At 73.1% G+C, this 18,140-nt stretch carries 12 protein-coding genes; 5 read left to right on the top strand and 7 right to left on the bottom strand.

The genetic code is table 11. From position 1 onward, the window contains the following. The first annotated feature begins 156 nt into the window (after positions 1-156). Positions 157-1,029, top strand: coding sequence for a phosphotransferase enzyme family protein (locus EOT10_RS01315; RefSeq protein ID WP_127826138.1), 873 nt, complete (start codon positions 157-159; stop codon positions 1,027-1,029). A gap of 189 nt (positions 1,030-1,218) precedes the next feature. Continuing rightward, positions 1,219-4,056 carry a glycosyl hydrolase family 95 catalytic domain-containing protein gene (locus tag EOT10_RS01310; protein ID WP_127826137.1) on the top strand — a complete coding sequence of 946 codons (2,838 nt, stop codon included), beginning with the start codon at positions 1,219-1,221 and terminating at the stop codon, positions 4,054-4,056. A 76-nt stretch (positions 4,057-4,132) separates the two neighbouring features. Here EOT10_RS01310 and EOT10_RS01305 read toward each other — a convergent pair whose 3' ends face one another. From EOT10_RS01305 to EOT10_RS01290, 4 genes are all read right to left on the bottom strand, one after another. Further along, on the bottom strand, positions 4,133-4,855 hold the full coding sequence (locus tag EOT10_RS01305; protein ID WP_127826136.1) for a 3'-5' exonuclease: 723 nt from the start codon (positions 4,853-4,855) through the stop codon (positions 4,133-4,135). A gap of 121 nt (positions 4,856-4,976) precedes the next feature. Then, a complete protein-coding gene (locus EOT10_RS01300; RefSeq protein ID WP_127826135.1) occupies positions 4,977-6,233 on the bottom strand; it encodes a DUF5919 domain-containing protein in 1,257 nt (418 codons plus the stop codon). Between the two features lie 102 nt (positions 6,234-6,335). Next, positions 6,336-7,640 (bottom strand): copper amine oxidase, encoded by a 1,305-nt coding sequence (locus tag EOT10_RS01295; protein ID WP_127826134.1) that lies wholly within the window; start codon positions 7,638-7,640, stop codon positions 6,336-6,338. A 44-nt stretch (positions 7,641-7,684) separates the two neighbouring features. Continuing rightward, positions 7,685-8,473 carry a Tat pathway signal sequence domain protein gene (locus tag EOT10_RS01290; protein WP_127826133.1) on the bottom strand — a complete coding sequence of 263 codons (789 nt, stop codon included), beginning with the start codon at positions 8,471-8,473 and terminating at the stop codon, positions 7,685-7,687. 160 nt (positions 8,474-8,633) lie between these two features. On the opposite strand from EOT10_RS01290, the gene glgX reads away from it, so the two are divergent. Then, positions 8,634-10,748 (top strand): glycogen debranching protein GlgX, encoded by a 2,115-nt coding sequence (gene glgX, locus EOT10_RS01285; RefSeq protein WP_127826132.1) that lies wholly within the window; start codon positions 8,634-8,636, stop codon positions 10,746-10,748. Here glgX and EOT10_RS01280 read toward each other — a convergent pair. Beyond that, complete coding sequence (locus tag EOT10_RS01280; RefSeq protein ID WP_127826131.1) at positions 10,702-12,003, bottom strand: MFS transporter; 1,302 nt, start codon at positions 12,001-12,003, stop codon at positions 10,702-10,704. The genes glgX and EOT10_RS01280 overlap by 47 nt on opposite strands. A gap of 81 nt (positions 12,004-12,084) precedes the next feature. Between EOT10_RS01280 and treY the strand changes: the two genes are divergently transcribed. Further along, positions 12,085-14,640: a malto-oligosyltrehalose synthase gene (gene treY, locus EOT10_RS01275; protein WP_431313244.1), complete on the top strand. Its 2,556-nt coding sequence runs from the start codon at positions 12,085-12,087 to the stop codon at positions 14,638-14,640. On the opposite strand, the gene EOT10_RS01270 is transcribed toward treY, so the two are convergent. Then, entirely contained in the window at positions 14,600-15,958 is a 1,359-nt protein-coding gene (locus EOT10_RS01270) for a cytochrome P450 (RefSeq protein ID WP_223280696.1), read from the bottom strand. The genes treY and EOT10_RS01270 overlap by 41 nt on opposite strands. A 258-nt stretch (positions 15,959-16,216) precedes the next feature. Here EOT10_RS01270 and EOT10_RS01265 point away from each other — a divergent pair, with 258 nt between their 5' ends. Further along, positions 16,217-17,467 carry a M14 family zinc carboxypeptidase gene (locus EOT10_RS01265; protein ID WP_127826129.1) on the top strand — a complete coding sequence of 417 codons (1,251 nt, stop codon included), beginning with the start codon at positions 16,217-16,219 and terminating at the stop codon, positions 17,465-17,467. A 93-nt stretch (positions 17,468-17,560) separates the two neighbouring features. On the opposite strand, the gene EOT10_RS01260 is transcribed toward EOT10_RS01265, so the two are convergent. Beyond that, positions 17,561-18,112: an FHA domain-containing protein gene (locus EOT10_RS01260; RefSeq protein ID WP_127826128.1), complete on the bottom strand. Its 552-nt coding sequence runs from the start codon at positions 18,110-18,112 to the stop codon at positions 17,561-17,563. Positions 18,113-18,140 lie beyond the last annotated feature (28 nt).

Here is an 18,140-nt window from a genome sequence, read left to right as displayed (position 1 = left end):
CGGCCGTCCCGGCGGCCATCGTCATCGTGCTGAGGGAGTCGTGGGCCGTCAAGGCTGTGTGCATGTACATGTTCAGTGCGCCGTGGGCCGGGGCGGAGGTGTGGACGGGGCGGGTGGGAGACTGGCGCGGTACGACGTGATCGCGGGAGGCAAGTGATGGACGAGGCGCAGGCGCGGAAGGTACTCGCCGCGGCGGGGCTCCCGGACGGGACGCGGGGCGACGGGCGGGAGGCCGAACTGCTCGCGCTCGGCGAGAACGCCGTGTTCGCCCTTGGCGACCTCGTGGTCAAGGTGGGCCGCGCCCCCGAACTCCTGGAGCGGGCCCGGCACGAGCTCTCCGTCGCCGGCTGGCTCGCCGGACAGGGCGTGCCCGCCGTACGGGCCGCCGAGCCGGAACCGCTCCTCGTGGACGGCCACCCGGTGACGCTGTGGCACCGCGTCCCGGCCGCGCTGCGGCCCGCCGAACCGCGTGACCTGGCCGAGCTGCTGCGCCTCGTGCACGCCCTGCCGGCGCCGCCCTTCGCGCTGCCGCGCCGCGAGCTGCTCGGCGGCGTGGAGCGGTGGCTGCGGCTCGCGGGGGACGCGATCGACCCCGCCGACGCGGCGTATCTGCGCGAGCGGCGCGACGGCTTCGCGGACGCGGCGGCCGCGCTCGTCCCGCACCTTCCGCCGGGGCCGATCCACGGGGACGCGCTGCCGCGCAACGTGCACATCGGGCCGGACGGGCCCGTCCTCGTGGACCTGGAGACGTTCTCGTCGGACCTGCGCGAGCACGACCTGGTCGTCATGGCGCTCTCCCGCGACCGCTACGGCCTGGTCCCCGAGGCGTACGACGCGTTCACGCGGACGTACGGCTGGGACGTGCGCGAGTGGGACGGGTGCGCGGTGCTGCGCGGCGCGCGCGAGACGGCGAGCTGCGCGTGGGTGGCGCAGCACGCGCCGGCCAACCCCAAGGCGCTCGCGGAGTTCGGGCGCAGGGTGGCGTCGCTGCGGGACGGGGATCCGACGGTGCGCTGGTACCCGTTCTGACCTTCCGACCGTGCCGGTCCGGGGTGGGGATCCGCCACTTCGTGATGCGGCGGCGCCGGTCCGGACGGGCAGTTGGACTCCCGCTCAGGAGTTGTTGGACTTTCGCGCTGAATTCATCCGATCTCTTTCCCGCGGTGGGGTCCTGGAGCAAGGTACGGCTGAGTTGGCCGACCCCTGCTGGAGGACCAGATGCCTACGCGCCCCGGACCCGGTACCGCCGTCACCCGCCGCTCCCTCCTCAAATACGGCTCAGCCATCGGATCTCTCCTGGCTCTGAGTCAAGTACCCGCCTACGCCGCGCAGACGGCGCCCAGACCCGGCGGACGCCCGGCCGCGCCCGGTCTCGTGCCGGAGGCCGACGCGGTCGCCCTGCGCTACTCGTCCCCCGCCGCCGAGGACCGCCTCATGCGGGAGGGCCTGCCCATCGGCAACGGCCGCCTCGGCGCCGTCGTCTCGGGGCACCCGTCCCGCGACGTCCTGTCCGTCTCGGACGTGACCCTGTGGACGGGCGGGCCCAACGACTCCCTGGAGTCCGACGGTCAATTCCCCTACGACACCGCCCACTTCGGCTCGTACGGCGTCCTCGTCAAGGCGTACGTGGAGGTGCCGGGACACGACCCGGCCGCCGTCAGCGGCTACCGCCGGCGCCTCGACCTCAGCAACGGCCTGATCACCGTCGAGTACGAGCTCGGGGGCGTCCGCTACCGACGTGAGACGTACTGCAGCCACCCCGACGACGTGATCGTCGTCCGGCTGACGCAGAGCGGCGGCGGCACCTGGAGCGGACGCCTCACCCTGGCCGGGACGCGCGCCGAGGCGATCACCGCGGACCCGGCCACCGCGTCGGCCGGTTTCGCCGCGACACTCCCGAACGACCTCGCGTACGCCGCCGTCGCCCGTGCCGCCTCGCACCGGGGCGGCACCGTCGGCGCGACCGGTTCCTCCGTCACCTTCGACCGCTGCGAGGAGGTCCTGCTCGTCCTCAGCGGCGGCACCTCCTACTCCCCCGACGCCGACGGATTCATCGACCGCCGCGCCGACCCACGCGCCACGGCCACCGCACGGACCGCCGCGGCCGCGAGGACCGGCGCGAGCGGCCTCCTCGCCGCCCATGTCGCCGACCACCGCGCCCTGTTCGGCACGATGACCGTGGACCTGGGCGTGTCCAGCGACGCGCAGCGGGCCCTGGACACCGACCAGCGGCTGCTGGCCCGGCAGGCCTCCGGCGGGCGCCCCGACCCCGAACTGGAGGCGTCGTACGTCCAGTTCGGCCGCTATCTCACGGTGTGCGGCTCGCGCGGCTCGCTGCCGCTCAACCTCCAGGGCCTGTGGGTCGACCGGAACGACCCGGCGTGGATGGCGGACTACCACACCGACATCAACCTGCAGATGAACTACTGGCCCACCGACAGGACCGGCCTGCCCGACTGCTTCGACGCGCTCGCCGACTACTGTCTCGCCCAGGTCCCGCACTGGGAGGTCCGCACGCGCGAGCTCTTCAACGACCCGCGCAACGGCTTCCGCAACACCAGCGGCGAGATCGCCGGCTGGACCACGGCGATCTCCACCAACACCATGGGCGGCCCCGGCTGGTGGTGGCACCCGGCCGGCAACGCCTGGCTGTGCAACTCCCTCTTCGAGCACTACGAGTTCACCCTCGACCGGCGCTATCTGGCGAAGATCCTGCCGCTCCTGGAGGGCGCCTGCGCGTTCTGGGAGAAGCGGCTCGTCACGGCGACGGTGAAGGACCCGAAGTCCGGGGCCGACGTCGAGGTCCTGGTCGACGACCACGACTGGTCGCCCGAGCACGGCCCGACCGACGCCCGCGGCATCACGTACGCCCAGGAGCTGGTCTGGCAGCTGTTCGAGAACTTCCGCACCGCCGCGGCGGACCTCGGCGAGTCCCAGGGGTACGCCCGCCGCGTCGCCGCGCTCCAGGACCGGCTGTACCTGCCGCGCGTCAGCTCCGCCACGGGCTGGCTGGAGGAGTGGATGGGCGGCGCGAACCTGGGCGAGACCCGGCACCGGCACCTCTCCCACCTGGTCGGCCTGTTCCCCGGCGACCGGATCAGCCACGACCGCAGCCCGCACGACATCCTCGTCGGCGTCGACAAGGGCCTCACCGCGCGCGGCATGGACACCTACGGCTGGGGCTGCGCCTGGCGCGCCCTGTGCTGGGCGCGGATGAAGGACGCCGAGAAGGCGTACCAGCTCGTCGGCACCGTGCTGCGCCCCTCCGTGAACCACAGCAACGGCACCGCGCCGAACTTCTTCGACATGTACCAACTGGGCGGCAACAGCTCGGTCTTCCAGATCGACGCCAACTTCGGCACGACCGCCGCCGTGATCGAGATGCTGCTCTACTCGCGCCCGGGTCTCGTCGAACTCCTTCCGGCACTCCCGGTCGCCTGGGGCACGGCGGGCAGGGTCACCGGCATCGGCGTGCGCGGCGGGTTCACGGCCGACCTGGAGTGGCGGGACGGCATCGCGACGCAGCTGCGCCTGACGTCCACGGGCGGCACCACCACCCGCGTACGGGCCGGGTCCTGGACGAAGGACGTCAGACTGAGGCCGGGCGCGAGCGTCACCCTGACCCCCTCCTACGCGTCGGAGCGCTACGTGCTCGTCAACCGGGCGGACAGCCGCATGGTGATCGGCGTGACGGGGACCGCCGAGTCCGCGCCCCTGGTCCTGGGCGCCCGCACGGGCGGCGCCGCGCAGCAGTGGAAGTTCACCGAGACCCTGGACGGCGGCCGGCGCCTCACCAACGTCGGCTCCGGCCTGACGGCGGACGTCAGCGGCGGCCAGGCCACGGAGAACGCCCCGGTCGTGCAGTACCGGGCGACCGGCGCCGACAACCAGCACTGGCGCCCGGAGACCACCGACGGCGACCACGTCCGCCTGGTGTGCGTCCGCACGGGCAAGTGCCTCGGTACGGCGGCGGGTTCGACGGAGGCGGGCACGGCGGTCGTCCAGCAGACGTACACGGGCGCGGCGTCACAGCAGTGGCGGCGGGTGGCTGTGTAGGCGTGCCTGTGGGCGAGTGGCTGTGCGGGCGGGCGCCCGGGTCAGTGGGTGGCCGGCCGGGTGGGTGGCCCGCCTCTCAGACCCCCGGCTCCGCCAGCTCCCGCATCGGCCACGCCGCCTCGATCACCGCCTCCGCGTCCCCCTTGCGCCGCAGGAAGGACTGGAAGTCCGCCGCCCACTGCGCGTACCACTCGATCTGGGACGTGTGGAGCCGGGCCGGTCCCAGGGAGGCGACCTTGGGGTGGCGGGCGGCTATCGCGGCGGCGAGCTGCGCGGCGGCGAGGGCGTCCGCCGACGCGTCGTGCGCGGCGTCGAGCGTCACGCCGTACTCCGCGCACACCGCCTCCAGGTTCCGCTTGCCCTTGCGGTAGCGGTCCACGGAGCGGTCGATCGTGTACGGGTCGATGACGGGCGCCGGGTCGACACCGCCGAGCCGGTCCCGCAGCGAGGGCAGCCCGTGGCGGCGCAGCTCGGCGGAGAGCAGGGTCAGGTCGAACGCTGCGTTGTACGCGACGACGGGCACGCCCGTGTGCCAGTACCCGACGAGTGCTTCGGCTATCGAGTCCGCGACCCTGTCGGCCGGCTCGCCGTCGGCCGCCGCTCTCTCGTTGCTGATCCCGTGCACGGCGACCGCGTCGGCGGGGATCTCGACCCCCGGGTCGGCGAGCCACTGCCGGTGCCCCAGCGGCCTCGAATCCCTGACCTCTATCACCGCGCCGGTGACGATGCGCGCCTCGCGCGGATCCGTCCCCGTGGTCTCCAGGTCGAAGCCGACCAGCAGCTCCTGGTGCCATCCCATGCGGCCCCCTTCTTCGTGGTGCGTTCCCCGTGTCTCCCCAGTGGTCACCACGATGACATGGGGCACTGACAACGGGCCGGGGGCGTGCGGTTTCCCGCGTCGTCCTCGCCGCGCGGCGGGTTCAGGACACCGGCCGGGCGTCCGCCCACGCCATTTCGAACTCTTCCCGATACGTCGGGAAAAGTCCGGCTTCCTCCCCGTCGCGTGCGCTCGTCGCCCTCACCACGCGCCCGGGGCCGCGCAGCACCAGGACCGGCGCCTCCATGCCCCGGGCCCGGCGCAGATACGACTGGACGACTCCGATGCCGTCCGAGCCGTCGCCGTCGACGAGATAGGCGGTGAACCGTGGCGTCTCGTCGTAGACCTGGATCTCGAACGCGCCCGGGTCGCGCAGCCGGGCGCGGACCCGGCGCATGTGCAGGATGTTCATCTCGACGGAGCGGCTCAGCTCGCCCCGCTTGAGGCCCAGCTCGCGTTCCCGGCGCTTGACGGCGCTGGAGGCGGGGTTGAGGAAGAGCAGCCGCACCCGGCAGCCCGACTCGGCGAGGCGCACGAGGCGGCGGCCCGAGAAGTTCTGCACCAGCATGTCCAGGCCTATGCCGATGGCGTCGAGGCGGCGCGCGCCGCCGAAGATGTCCTCGGCCGGGAACTGGCGCAAAAGCCGCACCCGGTCCGGGTGCACGCCCACGACGTCCGCGTACCGGTCGCCGACGAGTTCCTCGACGGCGTCGACGGGGAACCGGCGCGCGGACGGCACGTCCGAACCGGTGCCGAGCATCTCCAGGAGCCGCGCCGAGGCGCGCTCGGCCTGGCCGAGGACGGCCTCGGACAGGGCGCGGTTGCGCGAGACGACGTTCCGCGTCACCTCGAGCTCGTCGAGGGCGAGTTCGACGTCCCGGCGGTCGTCGAAGTACGGCTCGAAGCAGGGCCAGTGCTGGACCATCAGCTCACGCAGCTGCGGCAGGGTGAGGAAGCTGAGGACGTTGTCGTCGGCCGGGTCGAGCAGATAGCCCTTGCGGCGGCTCACCTCGCGCACGGCGACGGCCCGCTGCACCCATTCCTGTCCGGCGGGCCCGGCGGCGGCCACGACCCAGTCGTCGCCGTGGACGGGTTCGTAGACGGGGCGGAGCACGGCGGCCACGACGGCCCGCAGCCGCTGCTCGACCAGGTTCAGCCAGATGTAGGCCCGGCCGGCTCGCTGCGCGCGTGTACGCACTTCGCTCCAGGCCTCGGCGCCCCAGGCGAGGCCCGACTCGGGGCCTATCTGGGACCCCATGTCCATGGGTCGTGCCAGGGACACCGCTCCGGGCGGGACGTCGGAGGAACTCCCCTCGTGACCCGCGTCACCAGGGGGTAGCTCCAGCCCACCCGAGCTCACCCACGCACCGCCTTCCGCTCCCCCGAGCACTCCCCCAGCAACGATCAAGGAAGGGTACTCCGGGAGCGGTCGGCGGTGCAGCCCGATGGGCAGGGTAGTTTCTCAACTGCCGTTTCTGGGCACGCCGTTCTGGTCCGCGAGATCGGCGGGAGTGAGCGGATTCATAGCGGTCACGTCCCTGGGGGCCAGTGAGAAGCCCTGCCAGTGGACCGGCATCGGCTGCTGGTCCTCGTCCCGGGCGATGTGGTGGAACCCTATGTTGACCCAGGCGATCGGGTGCGTGAGCGTCTGCCCGCCGACCCATTTGTCGACGCTGGCGCCCCCGCAGTGCCCGGCCGGGTTGTCACTCGCGTACTGCTCGCACTTCTTGTACTCGGTGAAGTACACGTCGTGCTGCGTGAACGAGCGGCCGGGGAACTTGGCTGTGCGGCCGGGCACGAACTCGTAGGACCGGGGGTGGCCGTCCTTGTTCTTGCCTGCCGTGCTGACGACGCGCCACCAGCGCATGTCCTTGGCGTCACCGGCGAGTTCCCTGGTGACGGGGGTGCGGGTGGTCTTCGTGGTGGGGCTGCCGCTGCCGCGCGGCGCCGTCACCTTGGAGTCGTACTGCTCGACCTTGCTCCTGGAAGAGCCGTCGAGGCCGAAGTTGAGCCTCCAGAAGACGTTGTGGCTGTGGCTCTCGGCGTAGGCGCGGGCGCCCTTGCCGATCGGCCAGCCCTTGCCGTCGGTGCCGTTGTAGTCGTACGGGGAGAGGCTGCCGGTCGCGCCGACGTTCGACGTGATCGTCCCGTCGGAGGAGAAGCGCCACTCGGTGATGTACTCGTACCAGGACGCCTTGTTGACCGTGTAGACGAGGAGGTCCTTGCCCTGGGCGGTGTAGAGCTTGCCGGTGCCGCCGGTGCTCTCGTCGTTGTTCAGCCGGTACGCGTGCCCCCGCGCGCGCGTGGTGGTGCACAGGCCCTGCACGTCGCCCCGGTCGGGCACCTTGACGGTCTTGATGGTGCCGCCGGGGCATTCGCCCGGCTTCAGGTTCTGCAGGGCGTACCCGAAGTCGGTGCCGGTGACGTCGTCGTACTCGTTCTCGCCGTCGTCGTAGGGGACGTGCACCTGTGCGAGGCGGGCGCTGGTGAGGACGGCTATCGGCTCGGGTTCCTCCCTGGGCTGGTAGCTGACGTCGTCGAGGACGAGCCCGGACAGCGTGTTGTAGTGCCAGCACATGCGCCAGGTCGTACCCCCGTCGAGGGTCTGCTCGATCTGGTACGCGGTGCTGCAGGCCGGGGCCGCGGCGGGGGCCCGCGGGGCGGCGGTCGCCGGGCCGGCCGCGCTGACGGCCGTGCCGAGCAGCGCGAAGGACGCGAGGGCGACGGCGGCCCGGGCGCGGACGCGCCGAAGTCTGTTGACGTGCATACGGAATGACTCCTTCGAACAGGAGGAGAAGACGGCGTGAGGGCTCAGCCGAGGCGGCCGACGGTGCGCGCGCTGAGGTCGACGACCAGGGCGCGGGTGTCGATCCACGGCCCGTTCCTGACCTTGGTGACGACGCGCAGGCAGCGGTGCTCTCCGCACGCGGTGAGGGCGCCCGGGACGTGGGCGACGGTCTCCTTGCGGAAGACCATGCCGCTCGTTTCGAGCTGGTCCGGGCCGGTGAGCTGCTTGCCGGTGGCGTCCTTGTAGTCCTTCTTCAGGCCGGCGCCGAGCGGGTTCGCGATGAGGAGCCGGGTGGCCTCGCGCAGCTCTCCCGGGCTCGGCGGCGGCTGTACACCGTGCGCCGTGTCGGTGTTCTCGACCTTGCCGGTGTCGAGGTTCACGGTCCGGGTCACGACCGTGTCGGTCCGGTAGTCGTAGGAGACGACCTCGGCCCGGCGCTCGGCGGCCCGCGCGCCGGTCAGCGTGGGGTCCACCTCGCTGAGGTTCGTGGACAGGCGCTGCGGCCCCCGGTCGCCGTCGACGTCGCGCGCGCTTCTGCGCAGTCCGCCGCTCGTCACGGCTATCTGTTCGGCGCGCCTGATCTCGTCGTCGGTGAGCGGGTCCCTGCCGACGCCCTTGGCGCCCTGCTTCGGCGCGGCCTCCACCACGCCGTCGCGCGGGACCGCGTCCTGCCGGGCGGAGCCGGCCGCGGTCTGGTCACCCGCGCCCGCCTCCCCCGGCAGGGTCACGCCCAGCAGTACGGCGGCCGACGCGGCCGCGACCGCCACCCCCGCCGTGATTTTCCCCAGATGGCGCCTTGCGAGCTCTCGCACATCTTCCCCCTGTTGTCCCCGCGGGCCCGCGAACGGGCGGACGGGCTGTCCGGTCTTTCCCTTAAGAGGGGCCCGATTCCTAGGAGGTTCCGTGACTTTCGGGAAGACTCTGGCCGAAGTCGCCCGGGGCATCCGGGCCGGAAGTGGAAGAGTCGTACCCATGCAGGTCTGGCCTGGACAGGCGTATCCACTCGGTGCCACTTACGACGGCGCCGGTACCAACTTCGCGGTCTTCTCGGAGGCCGCCCGGCGGATAGAGCTGTGTCTGCTGCACGACGACGGTTCGGAGACGGCCGTGGAACTGAGGGAGACCGACGCCTTCGTGCGCCACGCGTACCTGCCCGGCGTCATGCCGGGCCAGCGCTACGGCTTCCGCGCGCACGGCCCGTACGCCCCGGAGCGGGGGCAGCGCTGCAACTCCTCGAAGCTGCTCCTCGACCCGTACGCGCGTGCCATCAGCGGGCAGATCGACTGGGGCGAGGCGGTGTACGGATACCCGTTCGGTTCACCCGACCGGCGCAACGACCTGGACTCGGCTCCGCACACGATGTCGTCGGTCGTGGTCAACCCGTACTTCGACTGGGGCAACGACCGGCGGCCGCGCACCGAGTACCACCACACGGTGATCTACGAGGCCCATGTGAAGGGCCTCACGATGACCCACCCGGCGCTCCCGGAAGAGCTGCGCGGCACGTACTCGGCGCTCGCCCATCCGGCGATCCTGGAGCACCTGACCGAGCTGGGCGTGACCGCCCTCGAGCTGATGCCGGTGCATCAGTTCGTCAACGACCACCGGCTCGTGGAGATGGGCCTCAACAACTACTGGGGCTACAACACCATCGGCTTCTTCGCCCCGCACAACGCGTACGCCTCCTGGGGCGACCGCGGGCAGCAGGTCCTGGAGTTCAAGTCGGCGGTCCGGGCGCTGCACGAGGCCGGGATCGAGGTCATTCTCGACGTCGTCTACAACCACACGGCGGAGGGCAACCACCTCGGTCCCACGCTGTCCTTCAGGGGCCTGGACAACGCCTCGTACTACCGCCTCGCGGACGACCGGCGCTACTACATGGACACCACGGGCACCGGGAACTCGCTGCTCATGCGCTCGCCGCACGTCCTCCAGATGATCATGGATTCGCTGCGGTACTGGGTCACCGAGATGCACGTCGACGGGTTCCGCTTCGACCTGGCGGCCACGCTCGCGCGGCAGTTCCACGAGGTGGACCGGCTTTCGTCGTTCTTCGACCTCGTGCAGCAGGACCCGGTGGTCTCCCAGGTGAAGCTGATCGCCGAGCCGTGGGACGTCGGCGAGGGCGGCTACCAGGTGGGCAACTTCCCGCCCCTGTGGACGGAGTGGAACGGCAAGTACCGGGACACCGTCCGGGATCTGTGGCGGGGCGAGCCGCGCACCCTCGCCGAGTTCGCGGGACGCCTCACCGGCTCGTCCGACCTCTACCAGGACGACGGTCGCCGCCCGCTCGCCTCGATCAACTTCGTCACGTGCCACGACGGCTTCACGCTGCGCGACCTGGTCTCGTACAACGAGAAGCACAACGAGGCGAACGGTGAGGGCAACCGTGACGGGGAGAGCCACAACCGGTCGTGGAACTGCGGCGCGGAGGGTGACAGCGACGACCTGCGGATCCTCGGCCTGCGGGACCGGCAGACCCGGAACTTCATCGCCACCCTGATGCTCTCCCAGGGCGTGCCGATGCTCAGCCACGGGGACGAGCTGGGGCGCACCCAGCACGGCAACAACAACGCGTACTGCCAGGACAGCGAACTGGCCTGGGTGCACTGGCCCGAGGACCGCGAGACGGATCCCCTGCTGGCCTTCACGCGCGCGATGGCGCGACTGCGGCGCGAGCACCCGGTGTTCCGCAGGCGCCGCTTCTTCCACGGGCGGCCGGTCGAGGGCACCCACGACGAGCTGTCCGACATCGCCTGGTTCACCCCGGAGGGCCGGGAGATGACGCGGGACGACTGGGGGGCCGCGCAGGCGCGGGCCATGTCGGTGTTCCTGAACGGGCACGCGATCTCGGAGCCGGGCCCCCGGGGCGAACGGATCTACGACGACTCGTTCCTGCTGCTCTTCAACGCCTCGGCCGAACCGAAGGAGTTCGTCGTCCCCGTCAACCACGGCCGGCAGTGGGAGCTCGTCGTGGACACGGCGCTGCCGGAAGGGGTGCCGCAGGGGACGGGCGCGAAGGTGAAGGCGGGCGACCGCCTCATGCTCCTCGACCGGAGCCTGACGGTGCTGCAGCGGCCGGCGTGACCTCGGGGCCTGCGGGGGCCCGTACGAGGAGGGCGACGCCGAACGCGAGGGCGGCGGCCACGCTGCCGACGGTGAACGCGGCGGCGGGGCCGTGGGACTCTGCGAGGCGGCCCGCCACCGCGAGCGTGACCGCCTGACCGCCGACGAAGGCGCTCGCGGCGAACGTCATGCCCTCGGCGAGGCGTTCGCCCGGCACGGCGCGTTCGGTGAGCCCGAAGCCGGTGATCAGGTTCGGCGCGAAGATGGCGCCGAACACGGTCACCGCCACGTAGAGGCCCGTCATGCTCTGCGTGCCGATCAGCAGGAGGGACAGGAGGGCGGCGGCGGCCGTGGCCACGCGCCAGCGGAGGGCGAGCCCGACGCGCTCCGGCACGGCCGCCATGGACAGGCCGACGACGGCGCTCATGACGCCCATGGCGGCGTAGACGAGGCCCGCCTGGTCCTCCTGGCCGAGGTCCTGGGTGAGCGCCGTGATCCCGGCCCCGCAGCCGCCCAGGAGGACACCGAGGAGGACGAGGCCGAGGCGTACGAGCCGCACCTCGCGCGGCATGCGCGGACGCCGGGCCCGCGGCGTCCTCGGCGTCCTCGGCACGGGCGCCGCCACGGGCCGGACGGCCGTCGCCGTCGGGTGCAGCGCGAACGCCGTACCGCAGCCGGCGACCAGGAGGGCCGCGATCCCGAACGCGTACGCGGGATGGCCGGCGAAGGCGGCGGCGCCGATCAGGGCGGGCCCGAGGACGAACGACAGCTCGTCCATGGTGCTCTCGAGCGACAGCACGGCATTGACCAGGCGTCCGTCGGCCGGGTGGCCGTCGCGCTCGTCCGTCTCCCCGTGGCGGACGAGCGCGACGCCCCGGGCCCTGGCCAGCGGCCCGATGCCCGGCACCGTGACCCCGGCGAGCACGCCGAGCGCGACCAGGAGCGGCGTGGGCAGCCGCGCGAGGGCGCCCAGCGTGTAGCAGGCGATCGCGAGGGCGTTCAGGAGCGAACAGCACAGCACCACGCTCCGCTGCCCGCGCCGGTCGGCGAGCCGGCCGACGACGGGCCCCATGGCCACCTGCCCGAGCGCGAGAGCGCAGGCCACCGTCCCCCCGGTCGCGAGGGATCCGCTCGTCCTGGTGACCAGCAGCACGCTGCCGAACTGGATCACCGCCACGGGCAGCCGGCCGAAGAACGAGATCAACGGGAGCAGCGCCCCGGTCGCCCCGATCACCGCGCGGTAGGTCCCCGCCGTTCCCCCAGCTGCCTGTGCCATCGGTCGAAACTACCGACGGCGACGGTGACATATGCATGCGGCGATGACACGAAAGACGCCCGGGCGGGTACGTAGGTTCGCATGACGCGCATGACACCGGACCCTCACGGGGGCGAGGTCCCCGACCCGCCCACGGCCACGTACCGGATGCAGCTCCAGCCGGCGTTCCCGTTCGCCGCGGCGGCCGCCGCCGTCCCGTATCTGGCCTCCCTGGGTGTCTCGCACCTGCATCTCTCGCCGGTCCTGGAGGCCGTCCCCGGTTCCACCCACGGGTACGACGTCGTGGACCACGCGCGCGTGCGGGAGGAGCTGGGCGGCGAGGAGGGGCTGCGGGCGCTCGCCCGGACGGCGCGGGAGCACGGCCTCGGGCTCGTCGCCGACATCGTGCCCAACCACATGGCGGCGGCGGCCGGCCTCAACCGGCCCCTCCAGGAGGTGCTGCGGGACGGGCCGCACTCCCCGTACGCGCACTGGTTCGACATCGACTGGGAGGCGCAGGACGGGCGGGTCCTGCTGCCCGCCCTGGGCCACCGGCTGAGCCACGAGCTGGACCACCTGGAGGTGGACGGCCCGGTGCTGCGCTACTACGAGCACGCGTTCCCGCTGCGCGAGGGCACGGAGACGCTGCCGCTTCCGGAGCTGCTCGACGCGCAGTGGTACCGGCTCGGCTGGTGGCGCCTCGCCCGTACCGAACTGAACTACCGGCGTTTCTTCACCATCTCGGACCTCATCGGGGTGCGCGTGGAGCACCGTGAGGTCTTCGACGCCACCCACGCGAAGATCGTGCAGCTGCTGCGCGAGGGCGTCCTCGACGGGCTGCGCGTCGACCATCCCGACGGCCTCGCCGACCCCGGCGCGTATCTGAAGGACCTCGCCGAGGGGGCAGGCGGCCGCTGGACCGTCGTCGAGAAGATCCTCGGCGAGCACGAACAGCTGCCCGCGGCCTGGCCGGTGGCCGGCACGACGGGCTACGACGCGCTGCGCCACATCGACGGACTGTTCACCGACCCGTCCGGAGCCGACGAACTCCTCTCCCTTTTCCGGCGCTTCACGGCCGCGCCCGACGACCTCGGGGGCGACTGGGACGCCACGGCCAGGCGCGCCGCGTACGAGGTCGTCACGCACGAGCTGGCGGCCGAGGTGGACCGGCTCACGCGCGAGGCGGGCCGCCTGTGCGCCGCCGACGCCGCCCTGCGCGACCACGCCCCGTGGGCCCTGCGGTCCGCGGTGCGCGAGCTCCTGGTCCGCCTCGACGTGTACCGGCCGTACGCGAGCGGGGGCGCGGACCCCGAGACCGTGCTCACTCCCGGGGACGCCGAGGACGCGAAGGGGGTGTTCACCGTCGCCGAGGAGGCCGAGGCGGTGGACACCGTGCGGGAACTGGCGCTCGGGAAGCGCGGGTCGGGGCCGGAGCATCGCGCGTTCCGGGCGCGGTTCGCCCAGACGGCGTCGGCGCTGCGGGCCAAGGCGGTCGAGGACACGGCGTTCTACCGGCACGCGCCGCTGCTGTCCGCGACGGAGGTGGGCGGTACGCCGCAGAGCCCGGCGGTCGTCCCGGAGGCCTTCCACGCGTACTGCGCGCGCGTGCAGCGCGACTGGCCCTGCACGGGCACGGTGCTCTCCACCCACGACACCAAGCGCAGCGCCGACGTGCGGGCGGGCATCTCCGTGCTCACGCAGTGTCCCGGGCGCTGGGCCGACCTGCTCGCGGAGGTCACCGAGCGCACCGCGCGCGAGGGCGGTACGAGCGCGCCCGATCCCCAACTGGCGTGGGCGGCCTGGCAGACGGCGGTCGGCTTCGGCGACGGCAGCGACGGCGATGGCGCCGGTGACAGTGATGGCGTCGGTGACGGTGACGGTGATGGCGAGCGGCTCCAGGGCGCGATGCTCAAGCACGTGCGCGAGGCCGGGCTGCACACGAGCTGGACGGAGCCCGACGGGGACTACGAGAAGGCGGTGCGGGAGTTCGTGGCGGCGGGCCCGTGCGGGCCTCCCCGGGAGGCCGTCGCCGCGTTCTCGGACTCTCTGCGGCCCCATGTGCGGGCCACCGTCCTCGGGGCGGCTCTCGTCCATCTGACGATGCCGGGGGTGCCGGACGTCTACCAGGGCACGGAGCGTGCGTACCGGGCTCTGGTGGACCCCGACAACCGGGCGCCGGCCCGCTTCGACCGCGCGCTGCTCGAACGGCTCGACTCCGGCGAGGGGGGTGTCGTGTCCGGTGATCTGTTGGGTGATGTGTCCGGTGACCTGCCCGGTGATCTGTCCGACGAGAAGATGGCACTGACCGCCGCCGCGCTGAGGCTGCGGCGCGCGCACCCGGAGTGGTTCGGCGCGGAGGCCACGTACGAACCGGTTCCGGCGCGGGGCGTGGGCGCCGGGCACTGCGTGGCGTTCGCACGCTCCGGAGAGGTCGTCACTGCGGTGACCCGGCTGTCCCTGCGGCTTGCCGACGCGGGCGGCTGGCGCGACACGGAGCTGACGCTGCCGGAGGGGCGGTGGGTCGATCTGCTCGCTCCAGGGCGGCAGTTCGAGGGTCACGCGCGCGTGGAGCAGCTCTTCGCAGGGCTGCCCGTAGCCCTGCTCGTCCGCGCGCCGCTCAGCCCAGGAGCACCGGAAGGGTCTTCGGACCGCGCGTGATCAGGCCCTCGTCCGCCGGCCGGCCGCCCGGCGCCCTGCGCAGCCGCGGCAGCGCCTCCAGCAGGGCGTGGAGCGCGCACTCGGCGGTGAGGCGGGCCAGTTGCACGCCGAGGCAGCGGTGGCGGCCCGCGCCGAAGGCCAGTTGGCCGGGGGCGGGGCGCAGGATGTCGTAGCGGTCGGGGGCGGCGAAGCGTGCCGGGTCGCGGCCCGCGGAGCCCAGGAGACAGGCGACGGCGGCGCCCGCCGGTATCGTCCCCGCGCCCGTGACGACGGGGACGAGCGCGCGGCGCAGCACGATGTGCACGGCGGGGTCGCGGCGCAGGGACTCCGCCCAGGCCGCCGGCATCAGCGCGGGGCGCTCCCGGACGAGCCTCAGCTGGGCCGGGTGGTCGAGCAGGTTGGCGAGGAACGACGCGAGGGCCAGGTGCGTGGCCTCGCCTCCGGCGCCGAGGAGCGTTCCGGCCGTCCCCACGACCGTCTCGTCGGGGAGGGGGCGGCCGTCCGCACGTGCCGTGCACAGGACGGACAGCAGATCGCGCCCCGGACGCGCGCGGCGGCGGGCGACGTACGGGCGGAGAAAAGCGTCGAGGTCCCCGTGCCCGGCCCCCAGGTGGGTGAGGCCGTCGCGGCACCACTCCCGCACGCGCGCGGTCTCCTCGTGGGGCAGCCCGAGCGCGGTCACCGCCGCCACGGCCGGCAGCCAGTGGCAGAACTCGGCCACGAGATCGGCCTCCTGACGCCCCGACAGACGCCGGGCGAGCACGAACGCGGCACGCTCCACCCCGGCCCGCAGGGCGGCCAGGGCGCGGCCGCGCAGCGCGGGTGAGAGCAGGGCTCGGTGCGCGGCGTGGGCGCGGTCCTCCAGGTGCGTCAGGTGCGTCAGGGTGCTTTTCGGGGGCGGCGCGACGAGCCGCGGGTCGGCGAGCGCGGCCCGCACGTCCTCGTAGCGGCTGATCAGCCACGCCCCGAAGGCCTCGTCGTGGACAAGGGGGTACGACGTCCTGAGCGTGCGGTACAGGGGGTAGGGGTCGCGGCCGACGGCGGGTGAACGGAGGCTGGGCAGGATCGTGCCGTCGCCACAGCCATTGCCATCGCTGTCGCCGTCGTCATCGGCATCGGGCGCGCGGCGAGCGCGTGCGGGGCGGAGGACGGTGGGGGTGCCGGTGAGGGTGCCGGGGCCGGTGGCGATGCCGGGACGGGTCGCGTCGGCACCGGTCGTGTCGGCTCCGCCGGAGGGCACGAAGGGGCACGTGCCGGGCCCCTGTGTCACGGGCCCGGTGAACCCGGCGGGGTCCTGGGCGCCCGGAGCAGCGCGCATCGCCGTGCCCCCAGCCTTGGGCCGGTGCGCGCCGGGCGGCGCGCGAGTGTTCTCAGGGGACCACCGGGGGCGCCGCCGCGCAGTCCTCGTACGCCCGGACGGGTGAGACGGGTGGTCGTGGGCCGGGTCGTGGTCATCGCACGGGCCGCGGCGTGCCGTGCGTCGCGGTCCGCGCCGGGGCACCGGCCAACCGCCTTCTTGACAGCCGCGGCGGAGCGTGGGGTACTGCGGGATGCGACGCGGGGAGCACCAACGGGGGTGAGTCACCTGACGGAGCAGCGCTACCCCAATGTGGCCGAACTGGTCGCGTCAGCCCGGGAGCTGACGGCTCACCGACCCGACCTGTGCGTGCTGCGCCAGGTGGGGACCTCACGTGCGGGCAGACCCCTGCACCTGCTGTCCGTGGGCCATGCGCACCACGCGGTCCTTGTGGTCGCAGGGGCCCACGCGAACGAGCCCGTCGGTGGTTCCACGCTGCTGCGCCTCGCCGAACGCGCCCTGATGGAACGCGAGTTGCGCACCGACCGTTCCTGGCACTTCCTGCTGTGCGCCGACCCCGACAGCGCGGCTCTGCACCGCACCCCGGCGCCCCGCACGCTCCTCGACTACCACCGGCACTTCTTCCGCCCCGCGGGTCCCGAACAGCCCGAGTGGTCGCCGTCCGTGCTGCCGCCGGACCGGCTGCCGCCCGAGACGCGCACCCTGATCCGGGTCATCGACGAGCTGCGCCCCTTGCTCCAGGTGTCGTTGCACGGCACCGATCTGGGCGGCAGCTGGGTGCAGTTGACGCGGGACATACCGGGGCTCGCCGAGCCGTTCGCCAAGTCGGCGGCGGAGCTGCACATTCCGGTGGAGACGGGGGCGGCGGACGCGGCGGGCTGGCCCGCGACGGGCCCCGGCGTCCATGTTATGCCGGCGCCCGGCACGGAGGCCGCGTTCCCGAGCCTGCCCGACGACGCCCGGCAGAGCACCTGGCACCACGCCCACCGCTACGGAGGCAGCACCGCGATCATCGAGGTCCCGATGTGGGCGAGCGACCTCGTGGACGACCCGGCGCCGCACCCCGCCCCAGGCCGTGAACTGCGGTCCCTCGCACACCGGTTGAGCCGGGACGCGCTGCTGGTGGAGGAGATCCTTCAGGCGGCGCTGTCGCGCCTTCCCCAGGTGGACGGGCCGCTGTTGCGGGCGGCGCGGTGGGCGATCGCGCTCGTACCGGGTCTCGCCGCCGACTGGCTGCAACCGCCGCCGCCCGACTCCACGATGGCGTACGTGGGGAGCATCGACGCGTTCAGCAGACGGTTGCCGCTCCGGGCCGCCGCGATGCTTCTGCGGGTTCTCAAGGAGGCTCAGGACCCGGAGGCGGCACGGCTCGAACAGGTGGTGGCGCAGTGGAGCGACGCGTTCGCCGAGCGGTTCAGGGCCCGCTGGGTGCCCCTTGAGCACCAGGTCGAGCACCAGGCCCGGACGACCGTCGCCGCCGTACGGCACACGCGCGTGGCGGGCGACTGAGCGGTCGGCACGTTCCGGGGGGCGAACCCGAACTCCCTTGGGGCCGACCGGAGTCAGCCCGCCCAAAGCCGTCCTCCCCCGAACCAGTCGGCGTCAGCCCGTCGACAGCCGGAACGACATGCGTCCGAAGCCGACCTGGTCGCCGTCCTGGACGACCGCGGCGCCGACCACCCGCCGTCCGTTGACCGACGTGCCGTTCGTGGAGCCGAGGTCGCGCAGCACCCACATGCCGCCCTGCAGGCTCAGCTCCGCGTGCACCCGGGACACGGTCTCGTGGCTGAGGCGCAGTCCGTTCGCCGGGTCGCGGCCGATGCGCAGCGGGTACGGGCTGCCGGGCGGCGGCAGTTGCAGCTTCGGGAGCCGCTCGCGCTGCCACGCCCCGCGCAGCCGCACGGTGAAGCCAGAGACCGCGGCGACGGAGCCGAAGACGATCCGGGACCAGCGGCCCTCGGTGTGCAGATCGGCGGTGAGCGCGGCCAGTTCGTCGGATCGGCGCGCGGCGAGGGCCAGCTCCATGCGCCGGACGAACGTGTCGTGCGACAGCCTGCCGAGGGCGGCGCCCTCCCGGAGCTCCCGCAACGCCCTGTCGCGCTCGGCGTCCGACAGCCGCGCGGGGTACGTATGGTGCTCGAACGAGGAGGTCACGTACGCGATTGTCCGGCAGCGCGACCGG

The organism is Streptomyces antnestii (genome assembly GCF_004005495.1).
GTDB classification, from domain to species: domain Bacteria; phylum Actinomycetota; class Actinomycetes; order Streptomycetales; family Streptomycetaceae; genus Streptomyces; species Streptomyces antnestii.
Note: the sequence above shows the minus strand (reverse complement) of the source record. Positions and strands in the feature narration are given on the sequence as shown.

Excerpts from the sequence above, each read along its gene's own strand:
- EOT10_RS01315 (WP_127826138.1), top strand. The coding sequence starts at position 157 with ATGGACGAGGCGCAGGCGCGGAAGGTACTCGCCGCGGCGGGGCTCCCG.
- EOT10_RS01310 (WP_127826137.1), top strand. The coding sequence starts at position 1,219 with ATGCCTACGCGCCCCGGACCCGGTACCGCCGTCACCCGCCGCTCCCTC.
- EOT10_RS01305 (WP_127826136.1), bottom strand. The coding sequence starts at position 4,855 with ATGGGATGGCACCAGGAGCTGCTGGTCGGCTTCGACCTGGAGACCACG.
- EOT10_RS01295 (WP_127826134.1), bottom strand. The coding sequence starts at position 7,640 with ATGCACGTCAACAGACTTCGGCGCGTCCGCGCCCGGGCCGCCGTCGCC.
- glgX (WP_127826132.1), top strand. The coding sequence starts at position 8,634 with ATGCAGGTCTGGCCTGGACAGGCGTATCCACTCGGTGCCACTTACGAC.
- EOT10_RS01280 (WP_127826131.1), bottom strand. The coding sequence starts at position 12,003 with ATGGCACAGGCAGCTGGGGGAACGGCGGGGACCTACCGCGCGGTGATC.
- treY (WP_431313244.1), top strand. The coding sequence starts at position 12,085 with ATGACGCGCATGACACCGGACCCTCACGGGGGCGAGGTCCCCGACCCG.
- EOT10_RS01270 (WP_223280696.1), bottom strand. The coding sequence starts at position 15,958 with ATGCGCGCTGCTCCGGGCGCCCAGGACCCCGCCGGGTTCACCGGGCCC.